The 24,235-nt window shown below is 65.8% G+C and carries 24 protein-coding genes; 14 read left to right on the top strand and 10 right to left on the bottom strand.

The window, feature by feature from the left end:
• Positions 1-921, bottom strand: a 921-nt coding sequence (locus ABNS06_RS02320) for a tetratricopeptide repeat protein (RefSeq protein ID WP_348672352.1), incomplete at its 3' end; no start/stop codon positions are given.
• Positions 922-1,060: 139 nt separating this feature from the next.
• On the opposite strand from ABNS06_RS02320, the gene ABNS06_RS02315 reads away from it, so the two are divergent.
• Complete coding sequence (locus ABNS06_RS02315; RefSeq protein ID WP_348672351.1) at positions 1,061-1,672, top strand: MotA/TolQ/ExbB proton channel family protein; 612 nt, start codon at positions 1,061-1,063, stop codon at positions 1,670-1,672.
• Positions 1,656-2,303 (top strand): energy transducer TonB, encoded by a 648-nt coding sequence (locus ABNS06_RS02310; RefSeq protein WP_348672350.1) that lies wholly within the window; start codon positions 1,656-1,658, stop codon positions 2,301-2,303. Before ABNS06_RS02315 ends, ABNS06_RS02310 begins: the two co-directional genes overlap by 17 nt.
• Here ABNS06_RS02310 and ABNS06_RS02305 read toward each other — a convergent pair.
• Positions 2,297-3,199, bottom strand: a complete 903-nt coding sequence (locus ABNS06_RS02305) for a lipid A biosynthesis acyltransferase (RefSeq protein ID WP_348672349.1) — start codon at positions 3,197-3,199, stop codon at positions 2,297-2,299. The genes ABNS06_RS02310 and ABNS06_RS02305 overlap by 7 nt on opposite strands.
• A 140-nt stretch (positions 3,200-3,339) precedes the next feature.
• Here ABNS06_RS02305 and ABNS06_RS02300 point away from each other — a divergent pair, with 140 nt between their 5' ends.
• On the top strand, positions 3,340-4,068 hold the full coding sequence (locus ABNS06_RS02300) for a 3-deoxy-D-manno-octulosonic acid kinase (RefSeq protein WP_348672348.1): 729 nt from the start codon (positions 3,340-3,342) through the stop codon (positions 4,066-4,068).
• A complete protein-coding gene (gene waaA, locus ABNS06_RS02295; protein WP_348672347.1) occupies positions 4,065-5,378 on the top strand; it encodes a lipid IV(A) 3-deoxy-D-manno-octulosonic acid transferase in 1,314 nt (437 codons plus the stop codon). The genes ABNS06_RS02300 and waaA overlap by 4 nt, the downstream gene beginning before the upstream one ends.
• A gap of 3 nt (positions 5,379-5,381) precedes the next feature.
• Here the strand turns inward: waaA and ABNS06_RS02290 are convergent, their stop codons facing one another.
• A complete protein-coding gene (locus tag ABNS06_RS02290) occupies positions 5,382-5,978 on the bottom strand; it encodes a hypothetical protein (RefSeq protein WP_348672346.1) in 597 nt (198 codons plus the stop codon).
• Between the two features lie 110 nt (positions 5,979-6,088).
• On the opposite strand from ABNS06_RS02290, the gene ABNS06_RS02285 reads away from it, so the two are divergent.
• The 5 genes from ABNS06_RS02285 (at position 6,089) to ABNS06_RS02265 (ending at position 11,008) form a co-directional block, all read left to right on the top strand.
• Entirely contained in the window at positions 6,089-6,724 is a 636-nt protein-coding gene (locus ABNS06_RS02285; RefSeq protein WP_348672345.1) for a glutathione S-transferase family protein, read from the top strand.
• A 49-nt stretch (positions 6,725-6,773) separates the two neighbouring features.
• Positions 6,774-7,640 (top strand): hypothetical protein, encoded by an 867-nt coding sequence (locus ABNS06_RS02280; RefSeq protein WP_348672344.1) that lies wholly within the window; start codon positions 6,774-6,776, stop codon positions 7,638-7,640.
• 175 nt (positions 7,641-7,815) lie between these two features.
• Positions 7,816-8,859, top strand: coding sequence for an OmpA family protein (locus ABNS06_RS02275; protein ID WP_348672343.1), 1,044 nt, complete (start codon positions 7,816-7,818; stop codon positions 8,857-8,859).
• Positions 8,860-8,873: 14 nt separating this feature from the next.
• Positions 8,874-9,578, top strand: coding sequence for a hypothetical protein (locus ABNS06_RS02270; protein ID WP_348672342.1), 705 nt, complete (start codon positions 8,874-8,876; stop codon positions 9,576-9,578).
• A 161-nt stretch (positions 9,579-9,739) separates the two neighbouring features.
• The gene (locus ABNS06_RS02265) at positions 9,740-11,008 is read left to right on the top strand and encodes an MFS transporter (RefSeq protein WP_348672341.1); all 1,269 of its coding nucleotides are present in this window, start codon (positions 9,740-9,742) and stop codon (positions 11,006-11,008) included.
• Here ABNS06_RS02265 and rarD read toward each other — a convergent pair.
• The 6 genes from rarD to ABNS06_RS02235 all read right to left on the bottom strand — a co-directional run bounded on the left by rarD (position 11,005) and on the right by ABNS06_RS02235 (position 18,253).
• A complete protein-coding gene (gene rarD / locus ABNS06_RS02260) occupies positions 11,005-11,955 on the bottom strand; it encodes an EamA family transporter RarD (RefSeq protein ID WP_348672340.1) in 951 nt (316 codons plus the stop codon). The genes ABNS06_RS02265 and rarD overlap by 4 nt on opposite strands.
• Before the next feature lie 338 nt (positions 11,956-12,293).
• Positions 12,294-13,508, bottom strand: a complete 1,215-nt coding sequence (locus tag ABNS06_RS02255; RefSeq protein ID WP_348672339.1) for a threonine ammonia-lyase — start codon at positions 13,506-13,508, stop codon at positions 12,294-12,296.
• A 125-nt stretch (positions 13,509-13,633) separates the two neighbouring features.
• Positions 13,634-15,697, bottom strand: coding sequence for an ATP-binding protein (locus ABNS06_RS02250; RefSeq protein ID WP_348672338.1), 2,064 nt, complete (start codon positions 15,695-15,697; stop codon positions 13,634-13,636).
• A 42-nt stretch (positions 15,698-15,739) separates the two neighbouring features.
• Positions 15,740-16,822, bottom strand: coding sequence for a 5-(carboxyamino)imidazole ribonucleotide synthase (locus ABNS06_RS02245; protein ID WP_348672337.1), 1,083 nt, complete (start codon positions 16,820-16,822; stop codon positions 15,740-15,742).
• Positions 16,819-17,289, bottom strand: a complete 471-nt coding sequence (gene purE, locus ABNS06_RS02240) for a 5-(carboxyamino)imidazole ribonucleotide mutase (protein ID WP_348672353.1) — start codon at positions 17,287-17,289, stop codon at positions 16,819-16,821. The genes ABNS06_RS02245 and purE overlap by 4 nt, the downstream gene beginning before the upstream one ends.
• A gap of 250 nt (positions 17,290-17,539) precedes the next feature.
• Positions 17,540-18,253 (bottom strand): SIMPL domain-containing protein, encoded by a 714-nt coding sequence (locus ABNS06_RS02235; protein WP_348672336.1) that lies wholly within the window; start codon positions 18,251-18,253, stop codon positions 17,540-17,542.
• Between the two features lie 128 nt (positions 18,254-18,381).
• On the opposite strand from ABNS06_RS02235, the gene sufT reads away from it, so the two are divergent.
• A complete protein-coding gene (gene sufT, locus ABNS06_RS02230; RefSeq protein WP_348672335.1) occupies positions 18,382-18,930 on the top strand; it encodes a putative Fe-S cluster assembly protein SufT in 549 nt (182 codons plus the stop codon).
• A 4-nt stretch (positions 18,931-18,934) separates the two neighbouring features.
• Here sufT and ABNS06_RS02225 read toward each other — a convergent pair whose 3' ends face one another.
• Positions 18,935-20,230, bottom strand: coding sequence for an NADH:flavin oxidoreductase/NADH oxidase family protein (locus ABNS06_RS02225; RefSeq protein WP_348672334.1), 1,296 nt, complete (start codon positions 20,228-20,230; stop codon positions 18,935-18,937).
• A gap of 104 nt (positions 20,231-20,334) precedes the next feature.
• On the opposite strand from ABNS06_RS02225, the gene ABNS06_RS02220 reads away from it, so the two are divergent.
• The 4 genes from ABNS06_RS02220 (at position 20,335) to ABNS06_RS02205 (ending at position 24,022) form a co-directional block, all read left to right on the top strand.
• Positions 20,335-20,952: a hypothetical protein gene (locus tag ABNS06_RS02220; protein ID WP_348672333.1), complete on the top strand. Its 618-nt coding sequence runs from the start codon at positions 20,335-20,337 to the stop codon at positions 20,950-20,952.
• Positions 20,939-22,015: a ParM/StbA family protein gene (locus tag ABNS06_RS02215; RefSeq protein WP_348672332.1), complete on the top strand. Its 1,077-nt coding sequence runs from the start codon at positions 20,939-20,941 to the stop codon at positions 22,013-22,015. The genes ABNS06_RS02220 and ABNS06_RS02215 overlap by 14 nt, the downstream gene beginning before the upstream one ends.
• Complete coding sequence (locus ABNS06_RS02210; protein ID WP_348672331.1) at positions 22,003-22,494, top strand: hypothetical protein; 492 nt, start codon at positions 22,003-22,005, stop codon at positions 22,492-22,494. The genes ABNS06_RS02215 and ABNS06_RS02210 overlap by 13 nt, the downstream gene beginning before the upstream one ends.
• Before the next feature lie 85 nt (positions 22,495-22,579).
• On the top strand, positions 22,580-24,022 hold the full coding sequence (locus ABNS06_RS02205) for an aldehyde dehydrogenase family protein (RefSeq protein ID WP_348672330.1): 1,443 nt from the start codon (positions 22,580-22,582) through the stop codon (positions 24,020-24,022).
• Positions 24,023-24,235: the final 213 nt, after the last annotated feature.

Here is a 24,235-nt window from a genome sequence, read left to right as displayed (position 1 = left end):
GTAGCTGTCGGACTCGTAGACCTGGATGAAGGTCACGCTGGCTTCGGTATCGCTGGTCACCTCGACGCTGGGCTCGACCACACGAACCCGAATGGCATCGGGCGCGCTGACGCGCGCGCGGCGAATCCGCGCCCACTGCGCTCGCGTGGTGCCGTCCTCGGGGTCGAAGTCCGGGTGATAGGCGTCCAGATAACCATCGACGTTCTGGTTGGACCAGGCGCTGGCCCAGCCGAACAGCGTGCGCGTCAGACCGTCGGAAATGTCGCTCTCGGCGCTGGCGGCCTGCTCCGGAGCCGGCTCCGGCGTGCTGACCGGTGTCGGCGGCGTGATCGGCTGCGGTTCCGGCGTGGTCGTTTCCTGCTCCGCGGCCGCGACCTCGACCGACTCGGTATCCGTTTCCGGCGTCACGCCATCCATCTGGTTGAGCAGATTCAGCTTGATGCGGATGGAGTCGTTGTTCTGATCCAGCACCAGCGCGCGGTTGTATGCGGCGGTGGCCAGCGCGGTGTAGACGTCGCCGAGATTCTCGTGCGCGGTCGAGTAGCTGGGGTGCGTGGACAACGCCGCCTCCAGCGCGTCGCGGGCGCGCTCGTAGTCCCCGCGTTGCGCATACAGAACCGCCAGGTTGTTGTACGGCTCGGGCAACTGCGGAAAGTCACGGGTGAGATCCGCGAACACCTGGATGGCCTCGTCGGCGCGCGACATGCGCACCAGTACCAGGCCGCGGGTGAACCGCGCCTCGGCATCCTGCGGACTGGATTTCAGATGGGTGTCCAGCAGCGCAAGTGCCTGCGCAAACCGGCCTTCGTTGATTAGCTGACGCGCCTGAGCGAGATCCGCCGCGGAGGCGGGCAACGCGAAACACGCGCCGACGGTGAACATCACGCCGGCAAAGATGTGTCGTGTGTTGATAGGGAGCATCCCGTAAACCTTCAGAATGAAAGGCGAAAACCCTAGGCTGGCGAAATGATAACAACAAGCTCATTGGTTGAGCAGGGCGGCGGCCCTACAATGCGGAAGCATCATCCATGCAAACCAGCGTGACCAGCGGGAGAACGGGGTGCAAAGACTGTCGTTTCTGATTGACGCGGGTGGACCGGTAATTCTGGTCCTGATCCTGTTGTCGATCCTCTCGCTGACCATCGCACTGGTGAAGCTCTGGCAGTTCGTGCGGTTGCGCGTCGGCGACGTGCAGTTCGTCAATCCGTCGATCAACCTATGGATTCGCGGTCGGCACGACGAGGCCATCGCCATGGTCGACGGCCATCCGAGCCCGGTCGCGAGAGTCATCGAATGCGCGATGAATTCGCATGGCCGCAGCCCCGAGGCGCGCTCGGCCGAGGTGGCCCGCGTGGCCAGCGAGGAGCTGGAGGGCCTGCGGGCCTTTCTGCGGCCGCTGGAAGTTGTCGCCTACCTCAGCCCGCTGCTGGGTCTGCTGGGCACCGTGATCGGCATGATTCGCGCGTTTCGCGAGCTGGAGCAGGCCGGAGCACGCATCGACCCGTCGCTGTTGTCGGGCGGAATCTGGGAAGCGCTGCTGACCACCGCCGCCGGGCTGATCGTGGCGATTCCCGCGGTCATCATCCTGCAGTGGTTCGATCGCCGCATCGAACGCGTCAGCCATCGCATGCGGGATGCGGCCACCCGGCTGCTCTATGCGCCGGACGCCTGACCAGATCATCGCCCCGATTCACTGGCTGGCCGCAGCCGGCCTGGCCACGATTGCCCATCTGGGTGTCATCGCCCCCGGCGGCGAAAGCATTGAACTGACGCATGCCGAGGAATCCGGAGTCGCGCTTGACCTGAGCGTCCTGCCGCAACAGGAGCAGACTGCCGAAACCAGAGCGCCGACACCGATCGCCAAACGGGTCGTGCCGGAACCCGCCGACACCCGCTCACCGCCTGCGTCCGCGGGGGCGCGGTCCAGCGGACGCGCAACGTCACCCGCCAACTCAAGCGCATCGGCCACCGCTGCGCGCGCCACGAGCGCTCCGTCCGTTGGTGTCGCCGACTACTTCACCGAGCTGCAGCAGTGGCTGACGCAATTCCGCGACTATCCGGACAGCGCACGCCGCCGGGGCTGGGAGGGCGTCGTCGAGCTCGCGTTCACGGTCGAACCTGACGGCCGGGTGCATGGCGCGCGAATCGTCCGCTCGTCGGGCTTTCCCATCCTGGACAACGCCGCCTTCGAAATGCTGGCGCGCGCCGCGCCGTTGCCACCGATTCCCGCCGAGCTGTCGGACCAGGGCCTGGCGATCACGGTGCCCGTGGGATACCAGCTGCGCGTCGGCGCCAATCAGTAGATCGGCGGATCTCCGGGCGGCCGCTTCTTGAAGCGGCGGTGCATCCAGAAATACTGCTCCGGACAACGGCGGATCGCCGTCTCGAGCGTGGCGGTGATACGCCGCGTGTCCTCGATCACGTCGTCGGTGGGGAAGTTCTCCAGCGGCGCGCCGAATACCACGCGATAGCGGTTACCGGGCAGGCACTCCGGATAGAACGGCACGACCTGGGCGCGGCCCATCTCGGCCAGGCGTGACGTCGCGGTCAGGGTCAGCGTCGACACGCCAAAGAACGGCACGAACGCGCTGTTGCGATGACTCAGCGTCTGATCGGGCCCGTACCAGACCGCCCCGCCCTTGCGCAGCGTCTTGATCAGCGCCCGCAAATCCCGGCGCGGCACCGACGGCCGCCGCGAGCGGACCTCGCGCGCCCGGGTGGTCACGACATCCCAGAACCGGTTGTCCAGCGGGCGGTACATGGCGTGAAACGGTCGCTGCATCGCCACGTAGCGCGCCGCCAGTTCCAGCGTCGTGAAATGGCCGGTCAGCAGAATGACCCCGCCCTGCTCCAGCGCCCGGTCCAGATGCTCCAGCCCGATCACCTCGCCGCGACCGGCAAGCTTGCGGTCGGATGCCCACCAGGCCAGCGCCGCCTCGATCAAACCCCGCCCCATGGCGGCGAAATGCCCCCGAGCAACCGCATCCCTCCGCTCGGGCGTCCAGTCCGGAAAGCAGACGCGCAGATTGGTCTCGACGACATGACGCCGCGATGCCGACAGACGCCGGAACAGACGCCCGATGCCAGTGCCTGCCCACATCAGCACGGGGTACGGCAACAGGAGCAGCAGGCGGATCAGCGCATAAAGCACCCAGTCCCCCCAGTGCTTCGGCCCCTTGGGGGCCGGCCGGCTCGCCATGGGGCTCATCGCGAGCCCCCCGCGTGCCGGGCTGGGGCTGGGCGCCGCTTTGACGCACAATGCCCGCGTCCCGCGCGTGTCAAAGTTCCACGCGGACGGGGCCGAGCCATTTCCACCGAGTCGAGGCCGCCGAGCAACGCATGTCGGGACCCATTCGCGAAGCGCGACGTCAGGATCATCATCACCACATTTTATATGACCCCGACCTCGTACCCGAGCCGAACGCCGCCCTGTTCGATCCGGACACATGGGCGGCCCGGGATGCGCTCCAGCCCGTGGACGCAGGTCGCGGGGCAGCCTGGTTTGTGGGTTCCCCCGTCAATCCCTGGGTTCTCCGCCATTACCGCCGCGGCGGGCTGCCGGGCAAACTGATCCGTGACCACTACTGGCACAACTCCAACGCGCTAAGCCGGCCGTGGCGCGAGTTCCGCATCAGCGCCCGCCTGCATGCCCAGGGCCTACCGGTCCCGCGCCCGGTCGCAGCCTGCCTCAGCCGCCATGGCCTGACCGACACGGGCGCGCTGATCACCTGTCGCATTCCCGACGCCCGCTCGCTGGGCCAGCGCATGCAGGATGGCGATCTCACCGCCGGTGACTGGCGCGCGGTCGGCGCGGTGATCGGTCAGCTGCATGCCGAGCAGGTCTGGCATGCGGATCTGAACATCGCGAACCTGCTCTGCGACGGAGACGCGCGCTGGCACCTGATCGACCTGGACCGCGCGCGCCTGCGCGCCGGACGTTACTGGGCCGCGGGCAACCTGAAGCGGTTGCGGCGCTCCCTGGACAAGCTGATCTCCCGTGCACCTGACACACGGTTCGTCGAGGCCGACTGGTCGGCCCTGCTGGCCGGCTATCAGGACGCGGTGTGAACCCTCGCCCCCGGATGGAAGTGGTTTACACCACGCTCGCGCGCTGGTCGTACACCGCGCTGTTCTATATCGCCGTCCCGGTGGTCCTGCTGAACCTGCTGCGCCGCGGCCGGCGTCAGCGCGCTTATCTGCACCGCTTCGGCGAACGCTTCGGCTGGTGTCGACCCAGCGCCCACGTCACGCCGGTCTGGCTGCATGCCGTGTCGGTGGGCGAAGTGGAAGCGGCCGCACCGCTGATCCGCCGACTGATCGACCGCTACGGCAACGATCCGATTCTCGTCACCTGCGGCACGCCGACCGGCTCGGCCCGCATCCGCGAGCTGTTCGGCGAGACTGTTGATCATTGCTATCTGCCCTACGATCTGCCGACGTCCGTGAACCGGTTCCTGGCGCGCAAGCGACCCGCGCGGGCAATCATCATCGAGGCGGAACTCTGGCCCAATCTCTACGCCGCCTGTCATCGGCGCCGTGTCCCGCTGGTGTTGGTCAACGCGCGGATGTCGCCCGGCTCGTTCCGTGCCTGGAGCCGCGTGCCGCGACTGGCGCGGGTGATGCTCGGACGGATCACCTGCGTGCTGGCCCAGCATGAGGACGACGCCACCCGCTTTGTCCAGCTTGGCGCCCCAGCCGACCGCGTCCGCGCGTCGGGCAACATCAAGTTCGATCGCGAGCTGCCGGCCGATCTCGCGGCCCGGACCGATGCGCTGATCGAGGCCGTGAACTGGCCCTCGCCAGCGCCGCCGACGCTGATCGGCGCCAGTGTTCATCCGGGCGAATGGCCGATCCTGCTGGAGGCGTTCCGCGAGTTGCGCGAGCGGTTTCCGGCCGCCCGTCTGGTGCTTGTCCCGCGCCACCCGGAACGGTTCCGCGCAGCGCGTGACGCAGCAATCGACGCGGGCTGGACGGTCCGGTCCCGCTGTGAGCCCACAGGACCAGCGGACTGCGATGTGCTGATCGGCGACACCATGGGCGAACTGCTGGCGATGTTCGGGCTGGGGCAGGTGGCGTTCGTCGGAGGCAGTCTGGTGCCCATCGGCGGGCACAATGTGCTGGAGCCGGCGGCGCTGGGCATGCCGGTGCTGTTCGGCCCGCATCGGCACAGCTTTCGCGCCGCCGGTGACGCGCTGATGACCGCTGGGGGCGGCTGGGAGGTTCGGGACGCGGCCGAGCTGTCGGAACGGGTCGCGGCGCTATGGGTGGACGACGACCTGCACCGCAGGACCGGGGCGGCGGCCCGCTCCGTCGTGCTTCGCAATCAGGGTGCGGTCAACCGCGCGCTGGATGCGGTCGACGCGATCGAGGTGCGCTGACCGCTACCGCTTTTGGGCAGACCAGTCTTCCGACAGCACCGTCTGCAGGCGCTGCAAGGCGCTGGCTGTCGCATCCGCCTCGGCCTGACGCCGCAGACGCGGGTCCGTCCAGGTTCGGGCATCGACGCCCAGCTCCGAAATCACCTGCCGCGCATAGCCGGCTTCGCCGGAGGCAAGATCAACCATCACCACATCAATGTAGGTCAGCAGCGCCTGGCTGGGCAGGTCGACATCCCGGGGGCCCGTCGCGGTCGTGACCCGCACCAGCCCGCCGGACTCCTGCGGGCGGAACTGCTGATCCATCGACAGCAGGAAGATGGTGTCCACGCCGAACAGCTTGCCGGTCTGGCGCAGGTTCTCCAGGCCGCGGCCCGCCTTGAGATAGCTGTCGTCAATCGGGCGGATCGAACGCTTCACCGAATCGGAGGACAACGCCTTGCGCATCGCCGCGATCATGCTCAGCCGGTTCGCCTCGGCAACGGCACCGGACGACTCGCTGGGCAGCACGCCAACGCCCACGCGTGCCGACGCCGGGTGCCTGCCCCGCTCCAGCGGCTCGCCGTCGAAATAGCCGGCAAGACGGGTGTCGAATCGCGCCACCGGCTCCGGCGTGCTGGCACAGCCCGCACAGATCAGTGCCAGCGGAATGGCAACGCGGCATATTGTTCGCCCAATCACAGCAGAATCCCCAATCTCAGGATGGTCGACGCATGATCGTGTACGGAGATTCCCGTTCGGGCAACTGTTACAAGATTGCCCTGCTCGCCCGGCATCTCGGCATCACGCTGGAATGGCGCGAGGTCGATGTCCTGTCCGGAGCCACCCGCAGCGACTGGTTCCTGTCGATCAACCCGTTCGGCAAGCTGCCCGTGGTCGAACTGGATGACGACACGCATCTGGCCGAATCCAATGCCGTGCTCTGTTACCTGGCGGAGGGCACGGCCTGGTGGCCGGATGAACGGCTACTGCGCGCCGAAGTGCTGCAATGGCTGTTCTGGGAGCAGTACTCGCATGAACCGTATATCGCCACGGTGAGGTTCTGGGTGGCCCTGAGCGGCCAACCCGAGGCGCACACCTCGCAGATCGCCAGGTGCCGGCCGCAGGGTGAGCGCGCGCTGCGTCGCATGGACGGGCATCTCCGTGAACGACGCTGGCTGGTCGGCGGACACCCCACCATCGCCGACATCGCGCTGTTCGCCTACACCCATGTCGCGGAAGAAGGCGGATACCGCCTCGACGACTATCCCGCCGTACTGGCTTGGCTCGACCGCATGCAGGGCTTGCCGGAGCACATGCCCATGCAGACACCGCGGGCGCTTTGGCAGCCTGCTCATCCGTGTCCATGAATGTGGGATTTTTGTACCATTACCGACCGATTCGACTGCTCCCGCCGCCATGCATCCATTGGTCAAACTGCAAGCCTGCTGTCTCGGCGGGCTGATTCTGATTGCAACCGGCTGCACCACCACGCCGGACGGTCCGACAGTCGATCCGGATGACTACCTGGACGCGCTGGCCCAGCGCGCCCGCACCGAGCAAACGGTTCTCATCGGGGACGGCTGCATCATCTCGGACCAGCCGGGCCGTGAAGACGTCATCATTCACGATGCGTCGATCCGCATCGGCGAGGCGGCGGCGGACGGTCTGCGCCGCGCACTGGAAGACCATCGCGCGGCTCCGGCCCGGAACAGACTGCCGGGATACTGCGCCGGCACCGAGTCCGTTGACCCTGACCGCCGAATCCGCATCGCGGAAACGGAACGGCGCGCCCATCGCAACCGGCGTGTCCGGGACACGTTCATCGGAGACCGCGAGGAATCCGTTTCCGTCGCCTACTACCGTCTGCTGGATCAGGTCAGACGCCGGGTGTTGAGCGACAGCAGCACGGAGTACGGGGCACGCGCCCTGGAACTGCCGGAGACGACACTGGAGACGCTCCGAACCGACGCGGATGCGGAGCTCGCCTGGGTTTACCGCGTATTCGGCATCGCCGTCGATCACCGCGCGGCGGCGCAGGCCCGCTTCGGTACCAACAGTTTCTCCCGGTTCGGCAGCAGCCAGGACGGTGTCACCGAAGACGGGCAGATCCTCAACCAGGACGACGAGGACAGCTACGGGTACGTGGTTGCGCTGGTCGACCTGAGCAACGGCGACCTCCTCTGGTACAAGCGTTCGATCAACAATTTCGGTGACCCGCGGTCTCCGGAAGTGTTTTATCAGTCCTGGGCCCACAAGGCGCTCAAGCCGCTGTTCCCGCGCTAGTCACGCCCCGGCGGGGGCACTGACCACTCGTCGGCCAATAACCCGGGGATTGTGATCCCTTGCACAAAGTCGCCCCGTTCCACTGGATTTCCCGCGTCAGATCGGCGTACGTTCCCACAATGACAGTTCGTTAAGTACGCATTGACACGTTAAAACCTGACGTCGAGGGACCGACATGCAGAAGGGAGTTTGGGCGGCGGCGCTATGCGCCAGCCTGCCGATAGCGGCCGTACAGGCGCAGGACGCGCCACTGACGCGGTACATCGGATTGAGCGGCCACTATGTCGAGGCCGATGACGAACGCGATGTCGATTACGGCTACGGGTTCAGCGTGCTGCTCGGTCATCAGTTATTCGAGGCGGACAGCCCGCTGTACCTCGAAGGCATCTTCTCCGCGACCAGCCTGGAAACCGGGGTCGAGGGGTTCACCGATTTCTACCAGTACCAGCTCGGTCTGGATCTGGCCTATGCATTCGGTGACCGCGAGGCGCTGACGCCCTTCGTGTTCCTGGGCGGTGGCGCGATCTACGACGACGTCACGCCGGACATGCTGGACTCCACCGAACCTTACGCCAACGCGGGTCTCGGCCTGGTCTCGGCCCGGCTTGGCGACTGGAACGTGCGCCTGCGGGGCGACGCGCGCTACATCTACGACTGGTTCCAGGACGGCTTTGGCGATGTTCGTGTGTCCTTCGGGCTGGAAATCCCGCTGAGCCAGTCGGCACCCGTTGCGCCACCACCACCGCCGCCGGAACCCGAAGTGCGGGTCATCGAACCGCCGCCGCCCCCGGATGGAGATGGCGACGGCGTGCCGGATCCCTACGACTTCTGCAAGAACACGCCACCCGGCGCGCAGGTCAACGAATGTGGCTGCGCGATCGGAGAGGTGCTGCAACTGCGCGGCGTGAAGTTCGAGTTCGATTCGGCCCGGCTGACCGCCAACGCGCAGGCAATTCTCGACAGCATCGCCAAGACCGTCATGCACTACGACGCCGTCGAGGCCGAGATCGCCGGTCATACCGACTCGCTGGGCGATGGAGGCTACAACCAGTCACTGTCCGAGGAACGCGCCCGCGTCGTTCGTGACTACCTGGTCGAACGCGGTGTCGCGGCCGGCAGACTGACCGCCGCCGGTTACGGCGAGTCCGACCCGATTGCGGACAATGACACCGAGGAAGGCCGCGAACGCAACCGTCGGGTCGAACTTCGAATCCGCTGAACCAGGAGATTCCGATGATGACGGAACAATCGACATGGCGGCGATGGATGGCCGTACTGCTGATCGCCATGCTGGCGCCCCTGGCCGGATGCTCCGCGGACGGGGACGTGCCGCCAGGAGGTGTCGCCGATGGCGGTGATGATGGCGGCGACGACGGCGGCGATGGTGGTGGTGGCGACGGCGGGGATCCGACCCTGACCTGCGTGCAGCCCATCGGCGGCGCGGGCGCGACGGCCGTCGGCGATGTCTCCGGACTGTGCCTGGGTTGCTCGGTGGACAACCCGGACAACGCGGTCGACGACGACCCGGACAACTTCGCGTCACTGAGCATTCCCGTCGGCCTGCTCGGTGGGACGGCGAGCCTGCTGCTCTCCGCACCGGATGGCGTGGTCTACCCCGCGGGCAATGAGGGTGGCGCGACCGTGGAGATTCCGCCCAGTCTCCTGGCGCTGGACCTGCTGCAAACCGTCTCGCTGGATTTCGTGCTGGATGACACGCTTGTCGAAACGGTCAACGACGCAGCGCTGCTGAACCTGTCGGCGCTCAACATCCAGGTGGTCGGCGGCGGGGAGCTGTTCGCGCTGTCCGCCCCGGCCACCACGGCGTTCGACGCGGTTCAGATCAACGCGACGGCCACCCTGGCCAGCCTGCTGTCGGGCCTCAATGTCTACGCGGGCTGCGGACAGTATGAGGAGGTCGGCACCGCCGCCGCCCGCTGAGGTCGATCCGGAGTCTGCGGCGCCCCCGGAGACTCCGGCCCTCGTTGAAGGGGGCAACACGGGCTAGAATCGGGTGCCTGCGGGTCGTCGCCCATCCGGAATCGGAATGGACCGGCCATGCGCAAGACATGCCGTCATCCGTTCCACCAACCTGATCGCCCGTGCGCCAAGCCCTGCTCACGATTGCCGCGCTGCTGATCGCCGCAGCGATTCTGCTGGCCGGCAACGGCCTGCAGAACACCTTGCTCGCCGTGCGCGGCAACCTCGAGGGGTTCTCCCTCACCGCGATCGGACTGCTGTTGTCGTCGTTCTTCGTCGGCTTCGTCGCCGGATGCAAGCTCACGCCATTATTCGTCAAGAGCGTGGGGCATATCCGGACGTTCACGGCGCTCGCGTCCATCGCGTCCGCCGCGGCGTTGGGCCATGCCCTGTTCGTGGACCCGGCCTGGTGGATGGTGCTGCGACTGATCACCGGCGTCTGCATCGCCGGGCTGAACATGATCATCGAGAGCTGGATCAACGAACGGGCGCCGTCTGAAAAGCGCGGTCGCATTCTCGCGATTTACCGCATGGTCGATTTCTCCGCGTTGCTGATCGGCCAGGCATTGCTGACGCTTGCCGACCCGCTCGGCTTCGTGCTGTTCGCCGTGGTCTCGATCCTGATTTCGCTGGCCCTGGTGCCGGTGGCGCTGAGCACCGCGGTGGCCCCACAGCCGATCAAGGGCGCGCAACTGAACATCCGCAAGCTGTGGCGCATCTCCCCGGTCGCCGCGGCGGGCACGCTGAGCTGCGGCGCGGCCAATGGCGCATTCTGGGCACTGGGTCCCGTGTTCGTGCAGCAGGTTGGCTACGAAATCGGCGCGGTGGCAACGTTCATGAGCGCGGCCATCCTTGGCGGCGCACTGGGCCAATGGCCGCTGGGGGTGATCTCCGATCTGGTGGACCGTCGCCGCGTCATCGCCGCGATTGCGTTCGGCGCCGTGCTGGCCTCCGCCGCCATCGCACTCTACGGTCGGGTGCACCTGTGGACCCTGTTGCCGGCAGCGGTGATGTTCGGCGCGATGTCGATGCCGATTTTCGCCATCAGCGCCGCGCTCGCCCACGACCGTGCCGCACCCGGCGAGTATGTGGAGACCAGTGGCGGCTTGCTGTTGCTGTACGGCGTGGGCGCGATGATCGGCCCACTGGTCGGCGCGCGCGCCATGGACTGGGCGGGTCCGCAGGCCCTGTTCGTCTATGCCGGAGCGGTGTATGTGATCTACGCAACCTTCTCGCTGCTGGAGATCCGGCGACGCCCGCCAGTGCCGTTCGAGGACATGGCGCCCTACGCCCCGGTGCCACGAACCACGCCGGCAGTTTTCGAACTGGCACCGCAGGACGAGTCGGATGAAGACCCGAGCACCCTGCCGGATGGCTTTCACCGCGGCTAGCGTGATTCCTGTCCGGACAGCGGCGCATCGGCCGCTTCCGCGCCCATCGCATCCACGGGCCGGGCTCGCACCGCCATGCGCCTGCGCCAATGGGAACCCAGACCGTCCAGCGTGAAGATGGCCAGCGCCAGCCAGATGCAGCCGAAGCCGACCGCCTCGACCGGCGTGAACGCCTCACCATAGATCAGGGTGCCACTGAGCAATTGCAGGCTCGGCGCCAGATACTGCAACACGCCGATGGTCGACAACGGTACGCGCCGGGCCGCGATCGCGAACAGCACCAGCGGAACCGCGGTGGCAATGCCCGCGACAATCAGCAATGCGTCGGTCTGCCAGTCAACCCGGAGAAAGGCGCCCTCGCCACGCGCCCACAGCCAGATCAGCCACCCGCTGACCAGCGGGAAGTAGACGATGGATTCCCAGGCCAGGCCGGGCACCGATTCCACGTCAGTGACCTTTCGAACCACGGAGTAGAGCGCGAACGAGCAGGCCAGCACCAGGGCAATCCATGGAAGTCGGCCATGCGACACGGTCATGTAGGCGACGCCCACGGCGGCCACCACCACCGCCGTCCATTGCCTCGGATTGAGACGCTCCGAGAACAGCACCACACCGAACACGACGTTGACCAGCGGGTTGATGAAGTACCCCAGACTGGTCTCGACGATGTGACCGGCGTTCACGGCCCAGATGTAGAGGAACCAGTTGCCCCCGATCAGCGCCGAGGAGAGGGTGAGGTTGCGCAGCACCTTCGGGCGCGACAGCAACGGGCGTACCCAGCGCGTGCCCCGCGTCAGCAGCAGAAACGCCAGCACCCACAGGCAGCACCAGGTCAGTCGATGCGCGACGATCTCCAGCGCCGGGACATGCTCCAGCGACTTCCAGTAAATCGGAAACATGCCCCAGATCAGGAATGCCCCGACGGCGGCGAACAGACCTCGATTCACTCCAAGTTTCCCTGATGCAGCGGCTCGGCCGGCGCGCGACTCTAACACCCGGACGCGACGGGGTGTTGGACACGGGCGCGTCCGGTCGCATGCGGCCTCGGTGCTAGACTGACGTCCGTCCATGCTCGGCGCTGGATTCGTCGATGGTCACCTATCCGGATCCGAACTGCGCCCCGGTCGACGCGGTGCCCGAGCATCGCCAACGCACGAATTCCCCGGCCATGTTTCAGGACCCGACCATGCGGTGTCGCAGGATCTGAACGGACCGCAACTGGAGCGTGACGCGCGGGCCGTGGTCGGCGATCAGTTCAGCTGGTCACCCCGCCCGACGGGCGCGTTCACTCGATCCCGCTGACGCCGCGGGTTACCTTGAATCCCGCCTGCTCCAGCGCTTCGATGATGCGAAGCGCATGCGCCTCGTCCTGCGCCTCGACCAACGTATCGAGCACGGCGTCCTTGGGGTGGTGAATCACCTGCAAGCGCTGGTGATGAACCTGCACGATGTTGCCACCGGCCTGGCCGATGGTCGCGGCCACGCGCCCGAGAAAACCGGGGCTGTCCTGGATCGCCACCTGCAGATGCACCAGCCGGGATTCCAGCACGAGCTGGCGGGTCAGGACCGAGGCCAGCAATCGTGTATCGATGTTCGCGCCACACAGTACCAGCCCGACCTTGCGTCCACGATAGCGCTCGGGCTCGGTCAGCATCGCCGCCAGTCCCGCGGCGCCCGCGCCTTCGGCGATGACCTTCTCGACGTTGACGATCAGACCCACGGCACGCTCGATAGCCGTCTCCGGCACCTGGGCGAATTCGTCAACGCACTCACGAATAACCGCGAGTGTCTGTCGACCGACGTTCTTGACCGCGATGCCCTCCGCGATGGTTTGCCCACCCTTGGGCAGATCGGGCTGGCCTGAGATCGCCGCCCATGCCGAGCAATACCCCTCGGATTCGACGCCGACCACGCGAATGCCCGGGTTCATGGCTTTCGCCGCGACGGCGCAGCCGCTGATGAGCCCGCCGCCACCAATGGGCACGACCAACGTGTCCAGATCCGGCTGATCCTCCAGCATTTCCAGCGCAAGCGTGCCCTGGCCGGCCATGACCATGGGATCGTCATAGGGATGGACGAGCGTGCGTCCCTCGGCCACCAGCGCCTCCATCTTGTCCTGAGCCTCGGCCAGGTTTTCGCCGTGGAGGACCACGGTCGCACCGAGATCACGGGTGTTGCGAATCTTGGTGAACGGCGTGTTGACCGGCATCACGATGGTGCTGTCGATACCCAGACGACCGGCGTGATAAGCCACGGCCTGGGCGTGGTTGCCGGCCGACATCGCCACCACACCGGCGCGGCGCTCGTCCTCGGTCAGCGACGCCAGCTTGTTGAGAGCACCGCGTTCCTTGAACGACGCGGTGAACTGGAAGGTCTCGAACTTGAGGTAGACCTCGGCGCCGGTCATCTTCGACAGCACGCGGGAGCGTTGCAGCGCTGTGCGGTTGACCTGCCCCGCCACAGTGCTGGCGGCGGCGCGGATGTCATCGAAGGTGATCATGGCGGATGCCCCGGAAATCAGCGGGGCAGTGTATACCCGGACAAGGCAACACGGATTGATTCACGCCGCGAAGCGACTGCCGGAACACCGGCCAGGCGAGGGCGTGCGAACCGGTCCGTGGGCTCCTAGCGCGGCGGCGCGGGCAGTTCGAACGTGATGCAGGCACCCCGCCCCGGCTCGCCTTCGGCCGAGATCCGTCCATCGTGGGCACGGACGATCTTCTCCGCGACCGCCAGCCCCATCCCCATGCCGGGGTAACGGCTCTCCGGGTTGAGGCGCTGGTAGACGCGAAACATCCGCTCCGCGTGCGCCGGCTTGAAGCCGATGCCGTTGTCACGCAGTTGATAGCGGACACGTGTCCCGGCCTGAATCAGTTCACCGTGCAGATGAATGTGCACCGGTCCATCCTGGCGGCGGAACTTCAAGGCGTTGTGGACCAGGCACCTGAGCACGCGCATCAACTGCGTCGGCTCGCCGAACAGCGGCGGCAGACTGCCGAGACAGAGGTAGACCGGACCGTCGCTGAAGCTGTCGGCCAGATCGGCGAACACGCCACCGAGCAATTCGTCCATCTCGATGGCCCGGAACGGACCGCCGTTGCGGGTCGCACGCGACAGTTCCAGCATCGCGCCGAGCATGTTGCTCATGGTGTCGGCGCCCTTCTGGATCTGCTCCAGGTATTCGTCGCTGCCCTCCGGCAGCTCGCTGCCAAACCGCTGGCGGAACAAATCGTTGAAGCCACGGATCGCACGAAGCGGAGCGCTCAGGTCGTGGGAGACGATGTAGACGAATTGCTCCAGCTCGGCATGCAAGGCTTCCAGGCGCTCCTTGGCATCCTGCAATTCGGTGATGTCAACCGCCACGCCGGCCACGCCACTGACCTCGCCGTGAATGTCCCGCAACGGAAACTTGGCGCTCAGCATGGTCCGGGTCGTCCCGTCGACCACCATGGACACCTGCCGGTTCATCAACTGCTTGGTGGTCATGACCCGCTGGTCATCGTCACGGTATTGCCGCGCCAGCTCCGCCGGCACGAAGGCGTCATCGGGTTGACCGGTGACGGCATCCGGATCATCCACCCCCAGTACGTGAGCCCAGGTCGGGTTCACCAGCAGGTAGCGCGACTCACGGTCCTTGGCGTAGATGAACAACGGCGCGTAGCGGATGATGTTGTCCAGTAGCTGCCGCGCCTCGTGCAGAGCCAGCTCGGCGTGTTTGCGTTTGTGAACGTCGAGCAACGCGCCAGCCAGGCGGATGCCGCCATCGGCGGTCGGCACCGCCTCACCCTTCAACGCATACCATCGATAGGCGCCATCCGGCTGCCGCAGGCGAACGGTGTGGTCGAAGGAGGCGATCGTTTCCGCCGCTTCCAGCACCTCGAAAACCGCGCGGTCCTCAGGGTGCGCCAGTCCGCGCAACCACGCGGTCGTGGCCGGTGACGCGGAGTCCAGGCCGAGCATCTCGTACATGCGGTCGGACCACCACATGACACCGTCATCTCCCGGCTCCCGCTGCCACAGGCCGACACCGCCCCCGCGCACCGCCTGGGTCAGGTGCTCGCGTGTGCTGGCCAGCTCCCGGACCAGCTCCTGTTCACGCTGCAGATTGCGGCGTGCACGCACCAGCAACCACAGCACGACCAGCGTGAGAGGCAACCCCACGAGCAGGAAGTAGGTGAGCTGAAACACCCCCTGGACGGCGCTGTCGGGCGACCGCAGTACACCCCAGATCGGCGGCAGGCTGATCAGCACCGTCCCCGCCCAGAGGCCGATATTCGCGGCCAGAGCCACCCGCGCGGTGGCCAGGACGGTGATCAGCATGAACAGCAGCGGGATGAATGCGAACACCGGCATGAAAGCGCTGGTCGACGGATCCTCGAACAGCGGTCCGTGCATCACGCTGGTGATACGGATCAGTACGCCCGCCGTCACCGCAAGCGCGAGCGCGTTGCCACACCAGAGCACCAACGCCGGCCGCCAAAGGCAAACCAGACCCGGCACCAGACAAAGCACCGCGGTGACACCGGTCGCCACGTAGTCGATCCAGCCGTCGTAGGGCAGACGCAGGATGGTGAGGAACATCAGCCCGCACAACAGCGTGAGCCCGACGGAGGACACGACCACCGTCCGGCGTTGCGTTGCGTTGATCGCGTGAACCGGATCCGTACCGGACTGCGCCGCGGGCATCATTGGTTGCGTCGTCCCTCCGATCGTCGACGCGACAGATACCGGCTACGCGTCGATCAATGCGTCCAGCATAGCCAATCGGCGACGCAGCTCCGACGTTGAACACCCCAGCACGGTGACGTGACCGACCTTGCGACCCGGTCGCGCGGACTTGCCGTACGCATGAATCCGCACACCGGGAATCGCCGCGAGTTCCGCCGTCGCCGGCATCGAGCCGATGGCGTTCAGCATGACGCAGGGCTGACGCAGCGCCGTCTCGCCCAGCGGCAAGTCCAGCACCGCGCGCACGTGATTCTCGAACTGGCTGCACACGGCACCGTCGATGGTCCAGTGCCCGGAGTTGTGCACACGCGGCGCGATTTCGTTGGCGAGCAGACGACCCTCGGCGACGAAGAACTCGAACGCCATGACGCCGACATGATCCAGCGCCCGCATCACCTTGGACAGGGCTGCTTCCGCCGCGGGTTGCAGCGCGTCACCCTCCACCGGGGTCGACCGGCGCAGAATGCCGTCGCGGTGCACGTTCTCGGTCAGGGTGTAGCAGCGAATCTCGCCTTCGCGACTGCGTACGCCGATCATCGAGACTTCCCGCTGAAACGGGACGAAGGCCTCCAGCACGCAGGGCTGGGCACCCACCGCGTCCCAGGCGGCGTCCAGTTCATCCGCCCCGCGGATGACGACCTGACCCTTGCCGTCATACCCGAAGCGACGCGTCTTCAGCACCGCGGGCAAACCGACCGTCGCAGCCGCCTGACTCAGTGACCCCGCATCATTGACCTCGGCCCACGGCGCCACCGCGATATCGAGGTCCTCGAAAAGCTGCTTTTCGTGCCCACGATCCTGCGCGCAGGCCAGTGAGACCGCGCCCGGCGCCGCGGGGATCAGCCTGGCAACGTGCTCCACCGCGGCAACCGGCACGTTCTCGAACTCGTAGGTCGCCGAATCCGCGCCCTGCGCGAAGGCCTCCAGCGCCGCAGGGTCCTCATAGTCGCCACGGATGTGACGCCCAGCGGCCGCGGCACAGGGCGCCTCGACCGGATCCAGGAACTGGCAACGCACGTCCAGCGGCAGCGCCGCCAACGCAAGCATGCGGCCGAGCTGACCGCCTCCGAAGATCGCGAGCTTCATGCGGGGGTGCGCGGGTCCGGATCGTCGAGCACGCGCGCCGTCTGGGTTCGCCGGAACTGCTCCAGCGCCTCACGAACCGCTGGCTGGTGCGCGCCGACGATCGCCGCCGCCAGCAGTCCGGCATTGGCCGCACCGGCACGCCCGATGGCCAGCGTCCCGACCGGTATGCCCGCCGGCATCTGCGCGATCGACAGCAGGGAATCCATCCCGTTCAGCGCGCGTGACTGCACCGGCACGCCGAGCACCGGCACGATGGTCTTGGCTGCCACCATGCCCGGCAGATGCGCCGCGCCCCCCGCACCGGCGATGATCGCCAGCAAACCGCGGGACTGGGCGGATTCCGCGTATTCGAACAGCAGGTCGGGCGTGCGGTGGGCCGAGACGACCCGCACCTCGTGGCCGACGCCCAGCGCGTCCAGTTTTTCCACGGCATGCTGCATGGTGTCCCAGTCAGAACGGGACCCCATGATGACGCCGACGACAGGAGATTCGCTCACCAGATAGCTCTCGCCATTGAGGAGGGCCGGAACAGCCGAAAGGCACGCGCGCCAACGGGTCACGCGAGACCGGAAATCAGGCTGTAAAACCCCCGAGGGAAAGCGCCATATTATGGCATGCGTGCCACGTTGGAAGCGACTGAACGCTCAGCAAAACACGGATTGACGCGCCGTCGGCGCCGCACGGCACCAGGCCACGTGATTCCGCACCCGCCCCGGATTAGTCGACGAGGAACTGGGCGTTCACGGTGGCCCGTATGGCGATGCGCCCGGTCTCGTAACCCGCGGCCGCATCGGCGGATTCCGCCGACATGCGCATGACCATCTGCGGCATGGGCTGCGGCGACGGTGAACTGCCGGTGGTGACACTTCTCGGCCCGCTCAGCGTCACACCCAGAGCGTCCGCCAGCACCTTGGCCTGCGCCTCGGCATCCTTCGCCGCCGAGGCAAGCACCTCGCGCTCCAGCTTCTGGCGCTCCGAATGATCGAACACCGGCGGCTGGACCTGATTCACGCCCGCCTCGACGGCGCCCGCCATCAAGTCACCGAGGCGCGACAGATCGTCGACCTGCACGGTGATCTGCCGGATCACGACATAGCCCTGCAGCTCCCGGCGCCGCGGCTCACCCAGCCAGGTGTACTCGGGGCGGATGTTCAGGCCGGTGGTCTTGACGTGATCCCGGTCGACGTCGAGACGGTCCGTCAGCTTCAGTATCCGCGCGACGACCTGATCCGCCTGCTTTTGCGCGGCGGCGACGGTATCCGCCTGATGCTCCACGCCCATTTGCAACGTGGCCTTGTCCGGCGCCACCTGGACGGTCGCCTCGCCGGTCACCGTGATGGTGTTCGGCTCCGATGCCGGCTCGGCGGCCGACTGACCACATCCGGTCAGCAGCGAACAAACCAGCAAACCCTTGAACCAGCTTCGTGCCATCCCAACTTCCTCTCGTGTCACCTGCCGACTAGGACCGGCCGACGATGCGCCGGTTCCTGCGCGCGATACAATAGGCCATCACTCTGGCGAAGATGGCTCTTCGCAACCACCGCACGGACTTCCCCGCTATGCAAGGCTCCACCAGCGAACCTGTCACCCTTCGTCGCGACGTGATCGGCATTCTGATCCCTGCCGGCGACCGGGTCGAGTTGCCGGAAGACACCGACGCGGTGATCACCCAGGCACTGGGCGGCAGCTACACGATTTATGTCGAAGGCCACCTGTTCCGGATCGACGGCAAGGACGCGGACGCGCTGGGCAAGGAGCCCGAGGGTGAACTGACGCTGCCGGAAGATGCCAGCGATGCCGACGTGGAAAAGCTGATCTGGGAGCAGATGAAAACCTGCTACGACCCGGAAATCCCGGTGAACATCGTCGACCTGGGCCTGATCTACTCCTGCAAGGTCGACCACGACGACGCCGGACGCAAGGTGCGTGTCGAGATGACGCTGACCGCCCCAGGCTGCGGCATGGGAGACATCCTGGTCGGCGATGTCCGCAACAAGGTCCTGCAGGTGCCGACGGTGGAAAGCGCGGACGTGGAACTCGTGTTCGATCCGCCCTGGAACCAGGGAATGATGTCCGAGGCGGCGCGACTCGCCACGGGCATGCTGTAGAAACTCAGCGCTTCATCCGCGCGGCCGTGGACCATTCGTCCGTCAGGTAGCGGCCCAACGCGATCAGTATCGGCATGCGCGGATCAGCCGACTTGCCATCCGCCAGGCGCATGATCTGCTGGTAGTACCAGCCCTGCTGCCCCAGCACGTTGACCAGCTTGAGCAGGAATACGGACGAGTTCCCGCCCCAGACACCCGTGCCCAGCCGTATCGATGACTCGTAGCGGGGCGCCGTGTCGAGTTCACGCGACAACAGGCGCAGTGGCACATCCGGGTCGGTGCAAAGCGGCCGGCCAAGGCCGATCACATCGGCGTCTCCCGACGCCAGCGCGTCCTCCATCACGGTACGCGACCGGAAACCACCGGTGACCATCAGCGGCATCTTGCGCACGGCACGGACCTTCGCCGCAAAGTCCAGGAAATAAGCCTCACGCTCGCGCGTGCTCTGCCGGGTCTCGGCGCCCTCGGCGGCGGTTTCCTCCCGGCCGCTGTAGCCAAGCAACCGGGGCTGCTCGTAGTTGCCTCCGGAGATCTCGAGCAGGTCGATGCCTTCGTCGTTCAGCCACTCCACGACCTGCAAGCAGTCATTCTCGTCAAACCCTCCCTTCTGGAAATCGGCGGAATTCAGCTTCACCGCGACCGGGAAATCCGGCCCCACCGTGGAGCGGACGCGGCGTACGGCTTCGAGCAGGAACCGCGCGCGGTTCTCCAGCGAACCACCCCAGCGGTCCGTGCGCCGATTGGTCACCGGCGACAGAAATGACGACAGCAGATAGCCATGCGCGCCGTGAACCTGCACACCAGTGAAGCCGGTCTGCTTGGCAATGCCCGCGACGCGGCCGAATCGGCCGATGAAGTCCTGTATTTCATCCTCGGAAACCGCGCGGGGTCTGGCGTAGTTGCCGGCAAGCTTGAGCTGCACATCGGACGGCGCGAGTGGCTGGCGCGTGACGTAGCGCGGGCTTTGCCGGCCCGCATGCGAAATCTGCATCCATAGCTGGTTGCCGGCTGACGTGCCTGCGCGCGCCCAGGACTCCAGCATTGACAGCCCGCCATTGCCATCGATCGCGACGTTGCCAGGCCGCTCAAGCACGCGGCGGTCAATCATCACGTTCCCGGTCAGCAGCAGGCCGGCGCCGCCCTCGGACCAGAGACGGTAAAGCCGCTGATGCCGCTCCGTGGCCCGCAGCCACGGATCCGCAAGGCCCTCCGTCATCGCGGCCTTGGCCAGCCGGTTCGGCAGCGTCGCACCGCATGGCAGTTTCAGCGGCTCGCCCAGACCGGGCTGATTGCTGGTCATCGATTCCCTCCTCGCGGTCGTCATCGCACGGGGCGCATTGTTTCATGCATCGGAGGCGTTGGCCCCACATGACCTGCCGCCAGGATTGCGTCTACACTTGCGCCATGTTGACGCGCCGAATCCCCAGCATTCGCTCGGTGGTCCTGTTGATCTGCACCCTGCTCCCGCTTGGCGTCGCGCACGCCGACTGGCTGGTGCTGCAACGGGTCACCGATGCCGACGGCAGCACGCGTCCAGCCTATAGCTGGGTTGGCTCGTCGCGATTTCGCTACGACGACGGCCGCATAGCGGTGATCGCCGACCTCGAAGCCGGGCGGGTCCACCTGCTGGACCACGCGCATAAGACGCGAACCACGCGACACCTCGCGACCAGTGCAGCTCCGCCGCTGCGCGCATTCACACCGGAAGGCGGCGGCCGGTTCCAGGACTGGGCATTCAACCGTTACGTGCTGGTCAAGGATCGCAACCTGATCGAGGTCGGAACCAGCACCGATGTCGACGCGACGCTCACCCGCCATTATCGGGCAATGTTGTCCGCGATCGGCGCCGGCGCGGACAACCGCATCCTGGAGCTGCCCGGATTTCCACTGTGGACCACGCTCCGGGATCGTGACACTGGCGAACTGTTGGGGCGCCGGGAAACAGTGAGCATCGTGAAGCGCACCGCGTATCCGGCGACCTACCGCATACCGGGGGAGTACCGGACCATTGACCCAGAATGAACGCAGTGGCCCCGAGCAGTCAGCGCAGGCACGCAAGGAGGCGGCCGTGCAGATCGTAGGGGTGGACATCGGCTTTGGCTTCACCAAGGTCACGGATGGCAGACAGGTCGAGGTGTTCAAGTCGGTGCTGGGTGATCCAGCCGACATTCAGTTTCGCGAGAGCCTGATGGATGGCAGTTCCACCCTGCCACCGCATCGCCATATCGAAACCGAGGATGGCGCGTGGTTCGTGGGAGAGCTGGCGGAGTCGCAAAGCCGGGGGCGGACCTTCACGCTGGATCAGGACAAGCTGATTGCCGGTTTTCTGCGCACCCTGACGCTGACGGCGCTGGCCTCGACGGTCGAGGACGGCAAACCGGTTCGGCTCGTCACCGGTTTGCCGATCAGCTACTACCGGCGGCACAAGGACGAGCTCGTCGAGAAGCTCCAGAAGCGTCACGAGTTCGCCACCATCGACCACCAGGGCGTGCGGACGACACGCAGCGTGAACATCGATCGTGTCCGCGTGATTCCGCAACCCTTCGGCACCATGTTCCACCTGCTGCTGAACGATTTCGGCAAGGCCGCGGACCGTCGGCTGGCCACAGAGAAGATCGGCATCATCGATATCGGCTTCAAGACAGCCGACTACACGATTTCGAACAAGACGCGATACTCCGAGCGCGGGAGCCAGTCCACCGACGCCGGCATCGCAAAGGCGTTCAAGGGGATCGCGGCCGCGCTGCACGAGAAGAGCGGCGTGAACGTCGAGCTCTACCGACTCTATGACGCGGTGTCGCAGGGCAGCATCAAGATCCGGGGCCGCACCTTCGATCTCGAGAAGATCACGGCGCACGCCATGCAACGGCTCGCAAGCAGCATCGCCAATGAGGTTAATCAGCTCTGGGCTGATGACTGGGACATCGACACCATTGTCGTCACCGGCGGCGGCGGCGCGGCGCTCGCCCCTTACCTGTCCGGTCAGCTCGTTGGCCAAGTGTTGGAGGTCAAGGCCGACGAGGACACGCGGCTGAACAATGTCCGGGGCTACCAGAAGTACGGCGTGCACCTGTGGCAGAGATAGATCAGAACTGGGTCAATAGCCTCGAGTACCGGTCCATCGTCGCGCCTTCACTCAAGGTCTGCGCGAGTCTGGCTGCATCGCGCAATGAGCCCTGGCTCGCCACCGACCTGCCCTGCATGCTGGCGCTACATCACGTGGTCACGAAGCTGCTCGGCATTTACTCCGATGAATGGGGCAATCTCGGCGACGCTTCCAGCCCGGAGGCGCTGGAGAAGATGCCGGATGCAACACTGGCGCTGGTCATGCAGGAGGCCGAGTTCTCCCGGGAGGCCGTGGCCGAATGCATCGATGCCGTGCACCGCGCCTACGACATGCTACTGGACGCCCGGGTCATCGCGACCACGGAGCCGATGCTCGCGGCGGCCTGGCGGGCCATGACCGCCAGCGACGACATCAGTGCCGAGGCGCTGATCGGCGCCGTGGCAGGAAACGTCGTTCAGGCGATCGACGAATGGGAGCAGTCGCGCACCCGGCAGTAATTGGACGATCGTTCATTTACGCGCACAGTACGCCGGTGTATGGTTCGATGTCTGACAGAGTAGGACGCTCGATGAGAGGCATGCCATGAGCACACCCGCAGAGAAATTCCCGGCAACGGACGCCGCACCGGATGTCGCGTCCATTGACGCGATCTTCAAGTCTCAACAGGAGACCGCATTGCGGTGGCGACGCTCGACGGCGGCCGAACGCATTGAGCGGATCAAGCGGCTGGTGGCGCTGATCCAGGACAATACGGACCGAATCTATCAGGCGGCCTACGCCGACTTTCGCAAGCCGGAACCCGAGGTCGACATCTCGGAGATCATGCCGGTGCTTGCCGAAGCCCGGAAGAACATCAAGAAGCTCAAGCGCTGGATGAAGCCCTTGCGCGTCCGCCCGACGGCGACAACGTTCGGCACCAAGGCCTGGGTGCAGTACGAACCCCGTGGCGTCAGCCTGATCATCTCACCCTGGAATTACCCGCTGAACCTGAGCTTCATGCCCCTGGTCAGCGCGCTCGGCGCAGGCTGCACTGCGATCATCAAGCCATCCGAAATGACACCGAACATGTCGGCGCTCATGCGTGAGCTGATCGAATCGGCATTCGACCCGAGCGAGGTCGCCGTCATCGAGGGTGATGTCCGCGCCTCCCAGGCTCTGCTGTCGCTGCCATTCGACCACATCTTCTTCACCGGCAGCCCCACGGTCGGCAAGATCGTCATGAAGGCTGCGGCCGAACATCTGACCTCGGTCACCCTGGAACTGGGCGGCAAGAGTCCGGTGATCGTCGATGAAACTTCCAACGTCCAGCGGGCGGCCGAAAGCGTGGCTTGGGGCAAGTTCAGCAATAACGGGCAGACCTGCATCGCGCCGGACTATCTCTACGTTCACGAATCCGTGAGGGACGAGTTTGTCGCCGCGGCGGGGGCGCAACTCGAGAAGTTCTATGGAGCCGCTCCCGAACAAAGCCCCGACTATTGCCGTATCGTCAACGAGCGGCATCACGGTCGTATTCACTCGCTGATGCAGGGTGCGGTGGAGCAGGGCGCCAAGGTTGCACACGGCGGCCAGTCCAACGATGCGGAGTGCTATCTCGCGCCAACCATCCTGACGGATGTGCCGAACGACGCCCGCATCATGGAAGAGGAGATCTTCGGCCCTCTTCTGCCGGTGCTCACCTACCGCAATCTGGATGACGTGCTGGCACACGTCAACGCCAATCCCAAACCACTGGCGCTCTACCTGTTCACTCGCGACAAGGCGACCATGAACAAGGTCATGTCCAGCACCTCGGCCGGCAGCACCGGCATCAATACGAACATGGTTCAGTACCTGCACGGGAATCTCCCGTTCGGCGGAGTGAACAATAGCGGCATCGGCAATGCCCACGGCCATTGGGGCTTCAAGGCGTTCTCCCATGAACGCTCCGTGGTTCAGGACAAGTTTTCGATGACCAAGATGTTCAATCCGCCGTATACGGATTTCGTCAAGAAGATGATCAAGTTCACCGTGAACTACGCCGCCTGACCCCAGGCGCTACCGATCATCACCAAAAAGGCGCCATCGGGCGCCTTTTTTATTGGCACGAGTCACGGACGGATCGGCCATAAAAAATTTCGCCTGTCAAGCATTTTCGAAAGACAGGCGAAATACTCAAAGTCTATATGGGATAAGGACTTGCGTCTTCTCACCGCCCTCTCGCGCAGTCCCACTCAAAAAGGCCAGGAGCCACATAGGGGC

The sequence above is a fragment of the uncultured Abyssibacter sp. genome, from assembly GCF_964000955.1.
GTDB lineage: Bacteria > Pseudomonadota > Gammaproteobacteria > Nevskiales > OUC007 > Abyssibacter.
The sequence above is the reverse complement of the archived record's forward strand: the minus strand, read 5'-3'. Positions and strand labels throughout refer to the sequence as shown.